General features: G+C 32.5%; 13 protein-coding genes and 1 pseudogene. 8 read left to right on the forward strand and 6 right to left on the reverse strand.

Annotated elements, in window-relative coordinates; translation table 11 throughout:
* From ACIQ2I_RS03735 to miaB, 4 genes and pseudogenes are all read right to left on the reverse strand, one after another.
* Positions 1-298: pseudogene (locus ACIQ2I_RS03735) on the reverse strand (hypothetical protein); the annotation flags it as partial.
* Positions 299-371: 73 nt separating this feature from the next.
* Entirely contained in the window at positions 372-875 is a 504-nt protein-coding gene (locus ACIQ2I_RS03740; RefSeq protein WP_396181089.1) for an LptE family protein, read from the reverse strand.
* Between the two features lie 15 nt (positions 876-890).
* A complete protein-coding gene (locus ACIQ2I_RS03745; RefSeq protein ID WP_396181090.1) occupies positions 891-2,159 on the reverse strand; it encodes a sigma-54 interaction domain-containing protein in 1,269 nt (422 codons plus the stop codon).
* Between the two features lie 72 nt (positions 2,160-2,231).
* A complete protein-coding gene (gene miaB / locus ACIQ2I_RS03750; protein ID WP_396181091.1) occupies positions 2,232-3,686 on the reverse strand; it encodes a tRNA (N6-isopentenyl adenosine(37)-C2)-methylthiotransferase MiaB in 1,455 nt (484 codons plus the stop codon).
* Between the two features lie 215 nt (positions 3,687-3,901).
* Here miaB and topA point away from each other — a divergent pair, with 215 nt between their 5' ends.
* The 7 genes from topA to ACIQ2I_RS03785 all read left to right on the forward strand — a co-directional run bounded on the left by topA (position 3,902) and on the right by ACIQ2I_RS03785 (position 13,512).
* Complete coding sequence (gene topA / locus ACIQ2I_RS03755; protein WP_396181092.1) at positions 3,902-6,403, forward strand: type I DNA topoisomerase; 2,502 nt, start codon at positions 3,902-3,904, stop codon at positions 6,401-6,403.
* A gap of 57 nt (positions 6,404-6,460) precedes the next feature.
* On the forward strand, positions 6,461-7,603 hold the full coding sequence (locus ACIQ2I_RS03760) for a formimidoylglutamase (RefSeq protein WP_396181093.1): 1,143 nt from the start codon (positions 6,461-6,463) through the stop codon (positions 7,601-7,603).
* Positions 7,604-7,739: 136 nt separating this feature from the next.
* Positions 7,740-9,122 carry a gliding motility lipoprotein GldK gene (gene gldK / locus ACIQ2I_RS03765; RefSeq protein WP_396181094.1) on the forward strand — a complete coding sequence of 461 codons (1,383 nt, stop codon included), beginning with the start codon at positions 7,740-7,742 and terminating at the stop codon, positions 9,120-9,122.
* Positions 9,123-9,180: 58 nt separating this feature from the next.
* Positions 9,181-9,828 (forward strand): gliding motility protein GldL, encoded by a 648-nt coding sequence (gene gldL / locus ACIQ2I_RS03770; protein ID WP_396181095.1) that lies wholly within the window; start codon positions 9,181-9,183, stop codon positions 9,826-9,828.
* A gap of 46 nt (positions 9,829-9,874) precedes the next feature.
* Complete coding sequence (gene gldM, locus ACIQ2I_RS03775; RefSeq protein ID WP_396181096.1) at positions 9,875-11,422, forward strand: gliding motility protein GldM; 1,548 nt, start codon at positions 9,875-9,877, stop codon at positions 11,420-11,422.
* 18 nt (positions 11,423-11,440) lie between these two features.
* Entirely contained in the window at positions 11,441-12,340 is a 900-nt protein-coding gene (gldN, locus tag ACIQ2I_RS03780) for a gliding motility protein GldN (protein WP_396181097.1), read from the forward strand.
* A gap of 116 nt (positions 12,341-12,456) precedes the next feature.
* Complete coding sequence (locus ACIQ2I_RS03785; RefSeq protein ID WP_396181098.1) at positions 12,457-13,512, forward strand: NAD(P)/FAD-dependent oxidoreductase; 1,056 nt, start codon at positions 12,457-12,459, stop codon at positions 13,510-13,512.
* Here ACIQ2I_RS03785 and ACIQ2I_RS03790 read toward each other — a convergent pair.
* Positions 13,501-13,893 carry a DUF983 domain-containing protein gene (locus ACIQ2I_RS03790; protein ID WP_396181099.1) on the reverse strand — a complete coding sequence of 131 codons (393 nt, stop codon included), beginning with the start codon at positions 13,891-13,893 and terminating at the stop codon, positions 13,501-13,503. The two genes, ACIQ2I_RS03785 and ACIQ2I_RS03790, sit on opposite strands and share 12 nt — an antisense overlap.
* A gap of 65 nt (positions 13,894-13,958) precedes the next feature.
* Here ACIQ2I_RS03790 and ACIQ2I_RS03795 point away from each other — a divergent pair, with 65 nt between their 5' ends.
* Positions 13,959-15,869: an ABC-F family ATP-binding cassette domain-containing protein gene (locus ACIQ2I_RS03795; protein WP_396181100.1), complete on the forward strand. Its 1,911-nt coding sequence runs from the start codon at positions 13,959-13,961 to the stop codon at positions 15,867-15,869.
* Between the two features lie 65 nt (positions 15,870-15,934).
* Here the strand turns inward: ACIQ2I_RS03795 and ACIQ2I_RS03800 are convergent.
* A partial coding sequence (locus ACIQ2I_RS03800) for a S46 family peptidase (RefSeq protein ID WP_396181101.1) occupies positions 15,935-17,787 on the reverse strand: 1,853 nt, incomplete at its 5' end.

Raw genomic sequence — 17,787 nt, forward strand, 5'->3', positions numbered from 1 at the left:
CCACAATTATACTCTGAATTTCCGCTTGATATTTATCATATACTTCTTGTTGAAAAATTTTAAAATCATCGGAAGTAATAAAATCAAACAATACGCTTCTATCTGTTGTGTGAGCAGCAGTTTTTTTCAATTCATAATTATACCTAAAACTCTCTTGATTATATAGTCCTTTTAAGTACAAAGCACGAGCACTTTGATAAAAAGGAAATTCATTTACAATAGTTTCTAGCACTAACGTTTGTTTGTCGTTAATAGTTTTAGAATTATTGAGTAGATTTATATAATCGTTTGTATTCATTTTTTATTTAGTTATTAGTGAACAGTAAGTAGTGAATAGTCTCTTTACTAATCACTTTTTACTAATTACTAGTTTACCATTTAGCCAAAGATTCATTAAAAATATCTAAAGTGATTCTTTCGTAAATTATTTCTAGTGCTTCATTCAAAACAGCAGAAGGCAATAAATTCGCATCATAATCGTGGAAAAATGAAAAACGTTTTTCGAAATTATCCTCTTCTGATTTTTTGCTTGAATACCTCACATTTATAGTAATTGTCATTCTGTTTTGAGAAGATTGTTGGTTCGCATTAGACGCCATTGGTGTGATGCGATATTCTACAATTTCACCCTCATATAGCAAATCACCACCAGAAGGTACCAAATCTAAATTGGTTTGATTTTGTATGGTATTTTGTAATTTTTGTGTAAATGTTCGTTCGATGCCCACCTCAACTATTTCGGCATTATTTTGAAAATAATTAACCTGAAACGTTTTAGCATTAATTTTTCCTGTTCCTGTAAAGTTATATTTTACGTTACAACTTACTAGAAAAAACAGGGTTAAAATTGTAAATATTTTAAATTTAAATTCCATTTTTTGTTTTATAAACTACAAATCAAATTGTTTTATTTTTCTATATAATGTTCTTTCAGAAATACCTAATTCATCAGCAGCTGCTTTTCTTTTTCCTTTATTTTTTGCTAACGATTTTTTAATCAATTCTATTTCCTTGGCTTCTAAACTTAGCGTTTCCAATTCGTCTATGGCTTCCGTATATAGGTAGTTATTATTAAAATCGTCATCATCATCAAACTCTTCTTGCTCAATTTCTTCTTCAACAGGTAAAACTTTCCTTTTTATTTCTTGTTCAAAAATAGTGTTTTTTTCTTCAGAATTTCCATAAATTTTTTGGATAAGTGATTTGTTATTCTCTTGCACTTTAGCGTTTTCATTTTGCATTAGTTCTAGCGTAAGTTTTTTTAAATCATTTAGGTCGCTTTTCATGTCAAAAAGTACTTTATACAAAATTTCGCGCTCATTACTAAAATCGGAAGTGTTTTTTTTCTCTCCAACAACTTGCAACGAATTACTTTCCATATTTGGCAAATACGATTTTAAAGCCGTTAATGAGATATCTCTGTTGGTTTCCAATACCGAAATTTGTTCTGCAGAATTTCGTAATTGTCTGATATTTCCGCTCCAACGATAATGTAATAAATAATTTATAGCATCTTCAGTTAATTTAATTGGAGGCATTTTATATTTGTGTGCGAAATCGGCAGCAAACTTGCGAAACAATAAGTGAATATCTTCTTTTCTTTCGCGTAAAGCAGGTAAATTAATCTCAACGGTGCTTAAACGATAATATAAATCTTCTCTAAATTTTCCTTTTTCAATAGCTTCTAACAAGTTCACATTAGTCGCTGCAACAATACGTATATTGGTTTTTTGCACTTGAGAAGAACCTACTTTAATAAATTCGCCATTTTCTAATACTCTTAATAAACGTACTTGAGTAGTTAATGGCAACTCGCCCACTTCGTCTAAAAAAATAGTGCCGCCATTGGCTACTTCAAAATACCCTTCACGAGTTCCTGTAGCCCCTGTAAAAGAGCCTTTTTCGTGTCCAAAAAGCTCTGAATCTATTGTTCCTTCTGGAATGGCGCCACAATTTACTGCAATGTATTTCCCGTGTTTTCTGTGCGATAAAGAATGAATTATTTTAGGAATACTTTCTTTTCCTACCCCACTTTCTCCAGTTACCAATACAGAAATATCCGTAGGGGCAACCTGAATGGCTTTTTCAACGGCACGATTGAGCTTTGGATCGTTTCCAATGATCTCAAAGCGTTGTTTTATGTTTTGAACTGATTCCATTTTTTAATTGATAACTAATAATTGACAATTGATAATTCTAAATTTTAATTGTTAATTATCCATTTTTAATTGTTAATTCATAATTTCTGAATACCCAACTGGTTCACCTATTAATGTTCCGCTGGTACAAGCTGATATTTTTACTAATACAAAATCACCGGGTTTATAATTTTCTTTTGGAAAAACTACTACCGTACTTTGAGAATTTCTACCACTCCATTGTTTGTCGGAACGTTTTGAGTCTTTTTCTACCAATACTTCAACTGTTTGACCAATAAAACGTTGTGTGCGTTCTAGAGCTATACGTTGTTGTAAATCGATAATTTCATTTAATCTACGCTTCTTTATTGCTTCTGGTATATCGTCTTCCATTTTTCTGGCCGCTAAAGTTCCTGGTCTTTCAGAATAAGCAAACATAAATCCGAAATCGTATTTTACATATTCTAACAAACTTAATGTCTCTTGATGATCTGCTTCTGTTTCTGTTGGAAAACCAGCGATAATATCTTGTGAAAGAGAGATGTCTGGAATAATTTTATATATAGTATCTATTAATGCAATATATTCTTCTCGTGTATGTTGGCGATTCATTTCTTTTAAAATTCGACTGCTTCCGCTCTGAACGGGTAAGTGAATGTAATTGCAAATATTATGGTGTTTGGCCATAACCTCAATTACTTCAATATGCATATCTTGTGGATTTGAAGTAGAAAAACGAAATCGCATTTTTGGAAATTGCGTCGCACATCTATCTAACAATTGAGCAAAATCTACTGAAGTTGCTTTTTGCATTTCACTGGCTTTTTCAAAATCTTTTTTCAAACCACCACCATACCAAAGGTAACTGTCTACATTTTGGCCTAGTAAAGTCACTTCTTTGAAACCTTTACGCCATAAATCAGCGATTTCTTCAATGATACTTTCTGGCTCGCGACTACGCTCACGTCCCCGAGTAAAGGGCACTACGCAAAACGTGCACATATTATCACAACCACGAGTAATAGATACAAAAGCTGTAATTCCGTTACTACTTAATCGCACTGGAGAAATATCTGCATAGGTTTCTTCACGAGAAAGTATAACATTTATAGCATCACGACCGTCTTCAACTTCTTTTAATAAATTCGGAATATCTTTGTAAGCATCTGGTCCTACAACCATATCTACAATCTTTTCTTCGTCTAAAAACTTTTCTTTTAATCGTTCTGCCATACATCCTAAAACACCAACCTTCATTTTCGGGTTGATATCGCGTTTTATGGCATTATATACTTGTAATCGTTTACGAATAGTTACTTCTGCTTTGTCTCTTATGGAACAGGTATTTACTAAAACCAAATCGGCTTCTTCTAAAACTTGAGTTGTATTATATCCTTCATTTGCCAAAATAGAAGCCACCACCTCACTATCCGCAAAGTTCATTTGACAACCATAGCTTTCAATAAATAACTTCTTTTGATTGCCTTGCTTTGTCTCCAAAACCATTGAAGTGCCTTGTTTGCTTTCTTCTATAATCTTTTCTTCCATAACCGGTATTATAATTTTATTTTCGAAACCTGTTTTTTCGAAAATTTAGAAAGCAAAGATAGTACTAAATTTCAATATCTGCCAAATTGTCAGCGTCAGTTTAACAAAAATTTAGAATTATTTAGTTTATCCAAAAAAAGTAATTATCAAAAAAACTACTCCTATATATATTAATCAAAAAAAAAATATACTTTTGCCAAATCAAATAAATGAAAATGGCAAAGAATTTAGTTATCGTGGAGTCACCTGCAAAGGCGAAAACCATTGAAAAATTTTTAGGAGCAGATTTCCAAGTGGAATCAAGTTACGGACATATTGCCGATTTACCGTCAAAGGAAATTGGTGTAGATGTAAATGATAACTTTAAACCTAAATATGAGGTATCTCCCGATAAAAAAGCATTGGTAAAAAAACTAAAGGACTTATCTAAAAAAGCGGATATGGTTTGGCTAGCTTCCGATGAGGACCGAGAAGGAGAAGCTATTTCATGGCATTTAGCAGAAGAATTAAAACTTGATCCAGCCAAAACAAAACGTATTGTTTTTCACGAAATTACCAAAACTGCCATTTTAAAAGCGATTGAAAATCCCAGAGATATTAATTATAATTTAGTAAACGCACAACAAGCGCGTAGGGTTTTAGACCGTTTAGTGGGTTACGAATTGTCTCCCGTACTTTGGAAAAAAGTAAAAGGTGGCTTGTCTGCCGGGCGTGTGCAATCTGTTTCTGTTCGTTTAATTGTAGAACGTGAACGAGAAATTCAGAATTTTAAAGCAGTAGGAAGTTATTCTATTAGCGCTGAATTTACAAATGAAGCAGGAAAAACAGTAAAAGCCAAACTAAATAAAAATTTCAACACAAAAGAGGAAGCACAACTCTTTTTAGAAAAAAATATAGCTGCCGATTTTAAAGTTGCCGATTTAGAAACTAAACCAACAAAAAAGACACCCACAGCACCATTTACGACTTCTACGCTTCAACAAGAAGCCGCACGTAAATTGTACTTACCTGTTGGGATTACGATGCAAATTGCACAACGTTTGTACGAAGCCGGTTTAATAACTTACATGAGAACGGATAGTGTAAACCTTTCTCAAGATGCCATGGCTGCTGCACAAGCTGAAATTACTTCGTATTTTGGAGCTGCATATAGTAAACCAAGAAATTATAATACAAAATCTAAAGGTGCTCAAGAAGCGCACGAAGCCATTCGTCCGACAGATATGAGTCGCCATACCGTTGACATTGACAGAGACCAAGCCCGTTTATATGACTTGATTTGGAAACGTACTTTAGCCTCGCAAATGAGTGATGCCCAACTGGAACGAACCAACGTAAAAATTACTGCAAGTACCCATAATGATTACTTTACTGCAACGGGTGAAGTAATTAAATTTGATGGTTTTTTAAAAGTGTATTTGGAAGGAAGTGATGACGATGATGAAGAACAAGAAGGCCTGTTACCCGCATTAAAAGTTAATGAAAAACTTGTCAACAAATTTATTACTGCAACAGAACGTTTCACTCGTCCTGCAAGTAGATATACTGAAGCGTCACTTGTAAAAAAGTTAGAAGAATTAGGAATAGGTCGTCCTTCTACTTATGCGCCTACTATTTCTACAATTATCAACAGAAATTATGTTGAAAAAGGTAGTTTTGAAGGAACAGAAAGAAAATACGAACAATTAACCTTAATTGGTAAAGAAATTAAATCGCAAACTTTAAAAGAAAATTCAGGGTCAGATAAAGGAAAATTAGTTCCAACTGATATTGGTGGAATTGTTACTGACTTTTTAGTGAAAAATTTTGAAAGTATTTTAGATTATAATTTTACTGCTAAAGTAGAACAAGATTTTGACGAAATTGCTGCTGGAAACGAAGATTGGCATAAAATGATGCGGAACTTTTACGATCATTTTCATCCAATAGTAACTAAAGTGGAAACAACTGCAGAACGCGAATCTGGAGAACGAATTTTAGGTACCGATCCGAAAACGGGAAAACCAGTAAGTGTTCGATTAGGAAAATATGGTGCCATGGCACAAATTGGCGCTATTGACGATGAAGTAAAACAATTTGCAAGTTTAAGAAACGAACAAAATTTAAGTAATATAACATTAGAAGAAGTTTTAGATTTATTTTTATTACCAAAATCTTTAGGAACTTATGAAGGTGAAGAAATTGAAGTGAACAACGGACGTTTTGGACCTTACGTGAAATTTGGAACACAATTTATTTCATTAGCTAAAGGGGAAGAACCATTAGACGTTACAATAGATAGAGCTATCGAATTAATCAATGAAAAAACCAAAGCAGACGCTCCAATTGCTACTTACGATCATTTTCCAGTGCAAAAAGGCGTAGGCCGATTTGGCCCTTTCTTAAAATGGAATGGTATTTTTATCAATGTAAATAAAAAATACAACTTTGATAATTTATCGCAAGCAGATATTAACGAATTAATTGAAGACAAACAACAAAAAGACATTGAAAAAGTACTTCATTATTGGAAAGAAGAGGGCATAAAAGTAGAAAAAGCACGTTGGGGAAGATCTGTAATTACAAAAGGAAAAATTAAAATTGAATTAAGTAAAGATATAGATGCTACAAAATTAACTCTTGAAACAGTAAAAGAGATGATTGAAAAGAAAGCACCCGCTAAAAAATCAGCAGGTAAAAAAGCGCCTGTAAAAAAACCCGTGGCAAAAAAAAAATAATATAAGTATTTGTCATTCTGAACTTGTTTCAGAATCCAATAAATTTAAAAATAATTTATGATATTCGAATATTTACAACCTGTATCAGAAGAAATTCAAAAATTTACAGATAGCTTATCTAATCAAACATTAGGTAAAAAAATTGTAATGCATACTGCTACCGATTATCCTAATTTAGAAAATATTTCAATAGCCATTATTTGTATTAATGAAAACAGAGGTGCCAATTTAGACAATGAAGCATTTGACTTTAACAACTTCCGAAAAACACTTTATCAATTGTTTCCAGGTAATTGGAACAAAGGAATAGCCGATTTGGGAGATGCCTTAGTTGGAAATGAAACAAATGATACCTATTTTGTGTTAAAAACCATATGTGCCAGTTTAATTAAACAAAAAATTATACCTTTGGTTGTTGGTGGTTCGCAAGATTTAACCTATGCCTTATATCGTGCTTTTGATCAATTAGACCAAATGGTAAATTTAGTCGCAATAGATAATAAATTTGATTTTGCAAAAGATGAAAAATTAGAATCCGACTCTTATTTATCTAGAATAATTGTAGAAGAGCCTAACAACTTATATAATTTTTGTAGTATTGGATATCAAACATATTACACGTCGCAAGAAGAAATAGATTTAATTGAAAAATTATATTTTGAAACCTATAGATTAGGTGAAATAAATAAAAATCCAGCCATTGTAGAGCCTGTTTTTAGAGATGCCGACATTATTAGTCTTGATTTAAAATCTATTAAATCTTCCGATTCGGGAAATACAACAGAATTTTATCCAAACGGATTTGATGGAAGGGAAATATGTACACTGGCAAGATACGCAGGTATAAGTGATAAAGTTAGTGCTTTTGGAATTTTCAATCAATTTTATAATAATAATGAAAACCAGCTTATAGCGCAAATAGTTTGGTATTTCATAGAAGGATATCATTTAAGAAGTTACGAATATCCATTTGAAGACAAAACAAATTATAATAGATACATTGTTTTAGCAGAAGACGAGGAGTTAATTTTTTATAAAAGTAACCGTTCTGAACGATGGTGGATGGAAATAAATTACAATACCATACATAATAAAACTGTTAAAAAAACGTTATTACCCTGTACAAACGATGATTATATAGCGGCATGTAGTGCTGAAATCCCAGAAAGATGGTGGAAGGCACACAAAAAAAGCTATTAAAAAATCGGTAAAAGCATAGCAAAAATCGTTAAAATACACTATTTTTTAATTTATTTTGCATTTGCTATTGCATATGTCAAAATAAATAGATAGGTTTGAAACCTAAAATAAATCAAAATTTTATAACCCAATTAATATGAAAAAGTTTTTAGTATTGTCGGCGGCATTGGCTTTGTTAACAAGCTGTGGAAAAGGCGATAAAGGTGAAGTGGTAGGAGTTAAAGGCAAAAAATGGTTTTCAGAAAAACCTTTTGGCATGACACTTATCCCTGGAGGTGCATACATAATGGGTAAGTCAGATGATGACGTTGCCAATGTACAAGATGCTCCCACTAAAACTGTTACCGTAGTTTCATTTTACATGGATGAAACTGAAATTACAAATAGTGAATACCGCCAATTTGTGGAATGGGTGAAAGATTCTACTATTAGAACAAATTTAGCTATAAAAGCAGATGAAGCTGGTGCTAAACCAGCTGCAGGAGGAAAAAATACAGGTAGCATTGGTGATTTTGCATTTTATGATGCAGATCCAGCCAAAATGACTGCATATGATAAATATATGTATGAAAACTATTATAGTGTTGGAACAGAAGAAGATCCATATGCCAATAGAAAAACAAATAAAAAAGTAAAATTGATAAAAGAAACTGCTAAATATCCAGATGCGGATTACGTAGAAGTAATGGATTCCATGTATTTACCAGAATCAGAATCGTTTAATGGGTTAAAAACGATTGATGCAAGTAAATTAAAATTCAAATACAATCAAGTAGATTTAAATAAAGCAGTAAAGAAAAAAGGACGTAAAAATTTCAATGAAGACACCGTTCCTTTAGAAATTTATCCAGACACTACAGCTTGGATTAAAGATTTTGCCTATTCCTACAACGAACCAATGCACAATAATTATTTCTGGCACCAAGCTTATGGTGACTATCCAGTAGTTGGCGTTTCTTGGAAACAAGCAAAAGCTTTTTGCGCTTGGAGAACGATGTACAAAAACTCGTATGTTAAAAAACAAAAAGGAAGAGATCAAGTAAATGCTTTCCGATTACCTACTGAAGCAGAATGGGAATATGCTGCAAGAGGTGGAGTTGAATCAGGGACTTATCCTTGGGGTGGACCTTATGCTAAAAATGACCGTGGTTGTTTCTTAGCGAATTTCAAACCAATGAGAGGAGATTATGCAGCAGATGGTGCTTTATATACTGTAGAAGCTAAATCATTTGAACCAAATGATTTTAACTTGTACAACATGGCAGGAAATGTTTCTGAGTGGACAGATTCTTCTTATGACGCAGGAGCATACGAATTCGTTTCTTCAATGAATCCTAATGTTTCTGATAAAGCAAATCAAAGAAAAGTAATTCGCGGTGGATCATGGAAAGATGTAGGTTTCTTCTTGCAAGTTTCTACTCGTGATTTCGAATATGCAGATTCAGCTAGAAGCTATATCGGTTTCAGAACTGTACAAGATTACATGGGTACACAAGCAACTGGTAATAAAATTAAATAATAAAAAAGAATTTAACTTAACTAAATAAATATAACTTAACAAACTAAAATTTTAAATTATGGCAATTTTAAGCAAAAAAGCAATGAACTTCGCATACGGTATGGGAGCAGCAGTAGTAATCCTTGGAGCGTTATTTAAAATTACACATATTGAATTCGGATTTATTACAGGTAACTTAATGTTAACTATTGGTCTTATTACTGAGGCGCTAATTTTTGGTTTATCTGCTTTTGAACCAGTCGATGAAGAATTAGATTGGTCTTTAGTTTACCCAGAATTAGCTGGTGGAGACGCTAAACCAAAATCAGGAAAAAAGGATAATCCTGAAGAAGCACAAGGTTTATTATCTCAAAAGTTAGATAATTTATTAAAAGAAGCTAAAATTGATGGGGAATTAATGACAAGCTTAGGAAATAGTATTAAAAACTTTGAAGGTGCTGCTAAAGGTATTGCCCCAACTGTTGATGCTATTGCCTCTCAAACAAAATATGCAGAACAAATGGTTAATGCTGCTACTTCATTAGAAGCATTAAACAACTTATACAAAGCGCAAATTGATGGTGCTCAGAAAAATGCAGATGCCAATGCTGAAATAGTTGAAAATGCATCTAAATTAAAAGAGCAAATGCAATCTATGACATCAAATATATCTTCATTAAATGCGGTATATGGTGGAATGTTAACTGCAATGCAAAACAAAGGATAATTAGTTTTACAACTATATTTAATAACAAATAAACTAATTAGAAAAAATGGCAGGAGGAAAATTAACCCCTAGACAGAAAATGATTAACCTAATGTACTTGGTTTTCATCGCGATGTTAGCATTAAATATGTCAAAAGAAGTATTATCGGCTTTTGGTATATTGAATAATAAAATTGAAGGTTCAAACTCAATTACTGATACTAGAAATGAATCGTCATTTCAACAATTAGCTCAAAAAGCTTCTGACCAACCAGGTCAATATGGAGATAAAAAAGCTAAAGTTGATAAAATTAGAGCATTATCTAAAGATTTTTCAGATTATATTGAAAGCATTAAAACAGAAGTTACCAAAAAATTTCCTAAAGATAAAGAAGGAAATTATCCATACGAACAAATGGACAAAAGTGATGAAATAGACAATATGTTTTACATTGGTGATAGAGAATCAAAAAAAGGTAAAGAATTTTTAGAAAAAATTCAAACATATGCTGCTAAAATTAAAGCCATTGGCGGAAGTTCTATAGCAGAATCTGAAATGAAAAAAATCGAAAAAAGATTTGCTACAGAGCCTGTTTACTCTGAAAAAGCAGGTGCGAAGTTATCTTGGTTAGATTATAATTATCATCACTTTCCATTAATTGCTTCTGTAACTAAATTGACTCAATTGCAATCGGATATCAAAGCTACTGAAAGTGATGTTATGACTGGAATGTTCCAATCAGACTTAGTTGCAGCTGCATCTTTAACCGCCTACCAACCTATTGTAGTTCCAGATAAAACTGCTTTCTTCCAAGGAGAATCAGTAACTGGAAAAATTATTTTAGGAAAATTTGATCCAACTTTAGTTGCAAAATCTGTAATTGTCAATGGGCAATCAGTGAAAGCGGAAGCGGGTCAAGCTAAATTCTCTTTTGGTGCTGGAAGTGTTGGGGAAAAAGAAATTACAGGTTCTTTCAATTTTGATGAAAATGGTAAAGTAGTCAGATTACCTATCAAAGGAAACTACGTAGTGGTTCCGAAGCCTAATCAAGCCATTGTTTCTGCTGATAAAATGAATGTGGTATATAGAGGTGTAGATAACCCAATTTCGGTATCTGTTCCTGGAATACCTTCAAGTGATGTTAAAGCAAGTGCTCCTGGAATGAGAGCTTCAGGAAAACCTGGACAATATGTTTTAAATCCAGGACAAGGTAAAGAAGTAACCATTAATGTTTCTGCTACATTACCTAACGGTGGTGGTACTTTTTCAAGTAAACAAACGTTTAGAATTAAAGGTATCCCTGCACCCACTGGTAAAATCAGAGGTGATGTTTCTCCTAAAGGACCAAAATCAAACTTAGAAGTGTGTACCATTTCGGCAACATTAGAAGATTTTGATTTCCCAGTAACTATTAATGTTACACAATTTAACATTAAAATTCCTGGACAACCAACAGTTGTAGTTCAAGGAAGTAGAATGAATGGTCAAGCTATCTCAGCTATTAAAAAAGCTGGTAGAGGTGATGTAGTTACTATATCTGAAATAAAAGTTAAGTATGTTGGTATTAACCAACCTGCTAAAAATGTTTCGCCTTGTACATTCGAAATACAATAATTAAAATAAAATAAAAAAATGAATTGGAGAAATTTTTTATTAGTAACCGTATTTGGTTTGAGCTCACTTTCGTTTGCACAATCTAATTTACTAAATGCAAAAACACCTGCAGAAATCGGTAAAAAAACCGAAGCAGAAAAAAATGCAGATAACGACAAACCTTTACCTTATGGCTACATAGGAGATAGAGATGTTTTTATGGGGAAAACAGTTTGGGAACTTATTGATGTAGATCAAAGAGTAAACTACCCAATGTATTATCCTGTTGACGATTCTAAAGATTTAGGTTCAGAAAGAAAACCACTATTTGAAGTATTAATGAAAGGAATTAATGACGGAAAAATTACTGAGGTATATGATTCAGGCTATTTTACTGTAAAAAAGACTTTTGATGATATTCAAAAAGCTAGAGTTTTTATTGACACCTCTGATGCTGGAATTGAACAATTAGCAGCTGGAGATCCTATTTCGGAAGAATTTATCACTAAACAAACTATTGATGCATTCCATGTTAAAGGCTACAAAATAAAAGGTTTCTGGTATTTTGACAAACGTCAAGGGGAATTAAAATACAGATTACAAGGTATTTGTCCTTTAGTACCAGACGTTTACACTATGAACAAAGAAGAAAATAAAAATGATGCTCCTATTGAGTTATTTTGGATTTATTTTCCAGCTTCAAGAGATGTGTTACATGGTGCTAAGGCCTTTAATGAAAAAAACTCTGCCATGCCATTTACATTCGATCATTTGTTAAATGCACGTCGCTTTAATGCCGTAATTTACTTGGAAGAAAATGTGTACGGAGATAGAGAAATTAAAGAATACATGAAAGAAAACGCACAAATGCAATTATTAGAATCAGAAAGAGTTAAAGAAAAAATACGTAATTTCGAATTAGATATGTGGAATTACTAATTAAAATATTTCTCCAATCCTAAAAAAAACTCTTGCTACAGCAAGAGTTTTTTTTTATCTATTAACTAAAAAAGCATTACAATTTTAAGTAAATTTGCCAAACATTAAATAACAAAATGGAAGTTGATTATCTTATTATTGGTTCAGGTTTAGCAGGAATTTCTTTTGCAGAAACGTGTTTGTTACACCTTAAAAAAATAATGGTACTAAATGACAACTCTCAAAATTCAACAACCATTGCTGGAGGTTTATACAATCCAATTGTTTTAAAACGATTCACAAAAATATGGGAAGCAGAAGCCCAACTGGCTATCTCTATTCCATTTTATAAAAAATTAGAAGAAAAGTTAGACACATCTTTTTTTTATGAAATTCCGTTATTACGAAAACTAAATAACATTGAAGAACAAAACAATTGGTTTGCAGCTTCAGACAAACCTGCCCTATCCAATTATTTAAGTAGTGAATTAGCAACTTTAAATAACGAAGCTGTAGCAAGTAACTACAAGTTCGGAAAAGTACATCATACCGGTTTTTTAGACACTAAAAAATTGAAAGAAACCTATACTAATTATTTAATAACAAAAAATTGCTATTCAGAAGCAACTTTTGATTATTCTAAATTAGAAATCAAAGATGATGTTATTAAATATAAAGATATTTTAGCCAAACAAATTATTTTCGCAGAAGGTTTTGGCATTCATAATAATCCTTATTTTAATAATTTACCACTTGATGGAACCAAAGGAGAACTTTTGGTGATAAAAGCAGAAAATTTAGAATTGAAAGAAATTATTAATTCAAGTATTTGGATTTTACCTTTAGGAAACGACTTGTATAAAGTAGGTGCCACCTATAATTGGCATGATAAAACCAACCAAAAAACAGAAGCCGGAAAGTTAGAATTACTAACAAGTTTAAAAGAACTGATTACTTGTGATTTTGAAGTAGTTGAACATTTAGCAGGCGTCCGTCCAACTGTAAAAGACAGAAGACCACTTTTAGGGAAACACCATCTTCACAACCAATTATATGTTTTAAATGGATTAGGAACTCGAGGTGTACTTTTTGGGCCGTATTTATCGGATAAGTTATTTCAATTTATTGAAAACGGAATTCCGTTAGACAATGAAATTTCTATAGAAAGGATTTATAAAAAACTATTTAGATAAGTTTTCTTTCCAATTTTTATCAAAGTGAACAAAAATATTAATCCAAATATTTCTTGACATTCGCATAATAAGGGTATTGCTTAAAATTAGAGCCACAATAATTGAAATAAAAGCCGTTTTTAAATTGGCTTGAAACACAAAATGCGAAACTAAAAAAGTAATAATCCCAATTAGCACTCCAAGTCCATAACTTACAAACATGGCACCAAAAAAGAAAGAAGGCTCTATTTTATATACTTGTTTACAATGCGAACACGTTTCGTGCATGGCATAGATTTTCATAATATTAAAAGGGTTTGCATCTAGATACATACTTTCTTCATGGCATTTAGGACAACAACCCGTTATCATCGCGTAAATTTTTGATCCTTTTCTAAACATTTTTATTATTTTGATGTAAAGGTAGAATAAGTGTAGTACTTTTGCACCTTATTAGAAAAAAAAACATGCTGAATATACATAATCTTTCTGTTTCCTTTGGTGGAACGTATTTATTTGAAGAAGTTACTTTTAGAATGGGCGCTGGCGACAGAGTGGGTTTAGTAGGTAAAAATGGAGCAGGAAAATCGACAATGTTGAAAATTTTGGCAGGCGATTTTAAACCCGATTCTGGGCAAATTGCAACTGAAAAAGAAGTGAGAATTGGATTTTTACGACAAGATATTGATTTTGAAGCTGGAAGAACGGTTTTAGAAGAAGCGTATCAAGCGTTTACTGAAATTAAAGAAGTAGAGAAAAAGCTAGAAGAAATAAATCACCAATTAGTAACCAGAACCGATTATGAAAGTGATACCTATTCTCAAATTATTGAAGATTTATCAGATTACACACACCGATTTGAACTTTTAGGAGGTTATAATTATGTGGGAGATACAGAAAAAATATTATTAGGTTTAGGATTCAAACGAGACGTTTTTAACAACCAAACAGAAACGTTCTCTGGAGGTTGGCGTATGCGTATCGAATTGGCAAAACTATTGCTTCAAGCCAACGATATACTTCTATTAGATGAACCTACCAATCACTTGGACATAGAAAGTATCATTTGGTTGGAAAGTTTTTTAAGAAATTATCCTGGAGTAGTAGTTATTGTATCGCACGATAAAATGTTTTTGGACAATGTAACGAATCGTACCATTGAAATTTCATTAGGAAAAGCCTATGATTTCAATAAACCGTATTCTCAATATTTAGAATTGCGACATGAAATTCGTGAAAAACAATTGGCAACACAAAAAAATCAAGCCAAGAAAATTGAAGAAACCGAAAAATTAATTGAAAAGTTTCGTGCCAAAGCTTCTAAAGCCTCAATGGCACAATCTTTAATTAAAAAATTAGATAAGGTAGAACGAATTGAAGTGGATGAAGACGACAATTCCGTGATGAATATTTCATTTCCTGTTTCAAAAGTGCCTGGAAGAGTGGTCATAGAAGCAGAACACGTAACAAAAGCATACGGAGATAATACTATCTTAAAGGATATTTCATTATTAGTAGAACGCGGCAGCAAAATTGCATTTGTAGGCCAAAACGGTCAAGGAAAATCGACTTTTATTAAGGCCATTGTAAACGAGTTTAAATTTGAAGGCTCAATAAAATTAGGACATAATGTTCAAGTGGGTTATTTTGCACAAAATCAGGCAGAGTATTTAGATGGTGAAATTACGTTATTGCAAACCATGGAAGATGCCGCAACGGATACCAATAGAGCAAAAGTAAGAGATATGCTAGGTTCGTTTTTATTCCGTGGTGATGATGTGGAGAAAAAAGTAAAAGTGCTTTCTGGAGGCGAGCGAAATCGATTAGCGTTGTGTAAATTGTTATTGCAGCCCATTAACGTTTTGGTAATGGATGAGCCAACAAATCACTTAGATATTAAATCGAAAAATGTATTAAAAGCCGCACTACAAAAATATGAAGGCACGCTCCTACTCGTTTCTCACGATAGAGATTTTTTACAAGACATGTCTAATTTAGTGTACGAATTTAAAGACCAAAAAATCAAAGAATACTTAGGCGATATCAATTATTTCTTAGAACAGCGCAATTTAGAAAATATGCGTGAAGTGGAAAAAAAGGATATTGAGAAAAAAGAAGTTGCTAGCAATTCCAACTCAAAGACTTCTTACGAAGACCAAAAGAAAAACAAATCCTTACAAAATAGGCTGTCTAAAATTGAGAGTCAAATTAAACAATTAGAAATTGACATTCAAAACGACGATAAAGAATTGGCTTCTAATTACGACAAACATATTGAAAACGCTTCTTTTTTTACCGCGTATAACAAGAAAAAAGCGGAATTAGATAAACTTCTTTCAGACTGGGAAATGGTTCAGGAGGAAATAGATAATTTGTAAGATATTTTAACAAAAAAGAGTCCCGATTTCTCGAGACTCTTTTTTTATTTGTAAACTTGAGTAAATTATTTTACCAAAGTCATTTCGTCTACAATGTGTTTGGCACCTGAGAAATTTTCAATTACCCAAAGTACATAACGAATATCTACGTTGATTGTTCTTTGTAATTTTTGGTCAAAAATAACATCACCAGCCATCGCTTCAATGTTTCCATCAAAAGCCAAACCAATTAATTCACCTTTTCCGTTTAATACTGGAGAACCAGAATTTCCACCTGTGATATCATTATCAGTTAAGAAATTGACGTGTAAAGAACCATCTTTATCTGCATAGCGACCAAAATCTTTTTTAGCATTCATGTCTATTACTTTTGTAGGTAAATCGAATTCTAAATCGCCTTTTTTGTATTTTTTAACTTGACCATCTAAAGTGGTATAATTGTTTACTTTAGCATCATTTCTTTTGTCAGCTGGTAGCGAACGCACTTTTCCGTATGTTAAACGTAACGTTGAATTTGCATCTGGATATAAAGTAGTACCAATTTTAGATTCTCTTAAACCTTCAACTAATAAACGGAAAGAGGCACTAAAATCGTTTTGTGCTTTCATTAACTCGTCACTTCTTTTTCCAAAATGAGTCGTTAAATCATTTGATAAGACATATAATGGGTCGCTAGTTAAAGTTACATCATTTGGATTGGCTAAGTAAGCTTTAATTTTTTCAATCGAAGTAAAAATACTTGTATCAAAAGCAGAAGCTACATAATTTGTAAAATCACCTTTGTTTGCTGCAGCCATTTTTTCAACTGATGGAGCTAAAGCGTAACCTGCTTTTTTAGCATATAAAGACAATTGCGCAGCTAAAATATCTTTTTCTGCAGGAAGGTATAATTCTTTAAACATTTCATTTGCCATTTCTTCAATAGCTGGACCCATTTCAGTACGTTTAGCGGCATCTGCTTTAGTATACATTTCTAATTGTCTACCTAGAGATCTACTTATTGTTCCAAAAGCTGATGTTCTAAATAATTGTTGTAAATAATTATCATGACGTGATTTTTCATTCGTCATATCATAATATTTGTTGATATTAGCTACAACATTTCCATATTTAGCTTGATTAGCTGGTTGATTGGCCCAAGTATTGAATTTAGCTTCTTGAACCGCTTTAGATTTTGCAGTTCCAAATTTTGTTAAGGCATCAATCATTCCTTGGCGGTTTTTCCAATAGTTGGCTACACCTGCAAATTTAGAAGCGTAAACTAAATTTAAAGCATCCGATTGCACCATATATTTTTTCATATTGTCCATTCCTGTTTTAGAACCTTCTACCCAAGCTGGGTATGCAAATTTTACGTTTTGCTCAATTCCGCTAGCTGGCATCCAACGATTTGTACGACCTGGATATCCTAAAATCATAGCAAAATCATTTTCTTTAACACCGCTTAAATTAACTGGTAAATGATGCTTAGGATTTAATGGAACATTATTAGCAGAATATTCTGCTGGATTTCCGTTGGCATCTGCATAAATTCTAAACATAGAAAAATCTGCAGTATGACGAGGCCATTCCCAGTTGTCTGTATCTCCACCAAATTTTCCTAAACTTTCTGGAGGCGTTCCTACTAAACGAACATCTTTATAATCTTGGTATACGAAATAGTAATATTCATTTCCTTGAAAAAACGGACGTACCGAAACGGTGTATTTTCCACCTTCATTGTTTTCTTTTTCAATTTTTGCAATTTCTTGATTGATTGCTTTTTCTCTTTCAGCTTCGCTCATTCCTGGCGTTACAACTGATAAAATTCTTTTTGAACAATCGTCCATACGAACAAAGAAACGTACAAATAAACTAGAAGGTTTTAATTCTTCTTTTCTGTTTGCTGCCCAGTATCCGTCTTTTAAATAATTTTTTT

Source organism: Flavobacterium sp. (genome assembly GCF_044368995.1).
GTDB lineage: Bacteria > Bacteroidota > Bacteroidia > Flavobacteriales > Flavobacteriaceae > Flavobacterium.

Coding starts and splice junctions, on each gene's coding strand:
- gldK (WP_396181094.1), top strand. CDS start 7,740: ATGAAAAAGTTTTTAGTATTGTCGGCGGCATTGGCTTTGTTAACAAGC.
- miaB (WP_396181091.1), bottom strand. CDS start 3,686: ATGGAAGAAAAGATTATAGAAGAAAGCAAACAAGGCACTTCAATGGTT.
- ACIQ2I_RS03760 (WP_396181093.1), top strand. CDS start 6,461: ATGATATTCGAATATTTACAACCTGTATCAGAAGAAATTCAAAAATTT.
- gldL (WP_396181095.1), top strand. CDS start 9,181: ATGGCAATTTTAAGCAAAAAAGCAATGAACTTCGCATACGGTATGGGA.
- ACIQ2I_RS03740 (WP_396181089.1), bottom strand. CDS start 875: ATGGAATTTAAATTTAAAATATTTACAATTTTAACCCTGTTTTTTCTA.
- ACIQ2I_RS03785 (WP_396181098.1), top strand. CDS start 12,457: ATGGAAGTTGATTATCTTATTATTGGTTCAGGTTTAGCAGGAATTTCT.
- topA (WP_396181092.1), top strand. CDS start 3,902: ATGGCAAAGAATTTAGTTATCGTGGAGTCACCTGCAAAGGCGAAAACC.
- gldN (WP_396181097.1), top strand. CDS start 11,441: ATGAATTGGAGAAATTTTTTATTAGTAACCGTATTTGGTTTGAGCTCA.
- gldM (WP_396181096.1), top strand. CDS start 9,875: ATGGCAGGAGGAAAATTAACCCCTAGACAGAAAATGATTAACCTAATG.
- ACIQ2I_RS03745 (WP_396181090.1), bottom strand. CDS start 2,159: ATGGAATCAGTTCAAAACATAAAACAACGCTTTGAGATCATTGGAAAC.
- ACIQ2I_RS03795 (WP_396181100.1), top strand. CDS start 13,959: ATGCTGAATATACATAATCTTTCTGTTTCCTTTGGTGGAACGTATTTA.
- ACIQ2I_RS03790 (WP_396181099.1), bottom strand. CDS start 13,893: ATGTTTAGAAAAGGATCAAAAATTTACGCGATGATAACGGGTTGTTGT.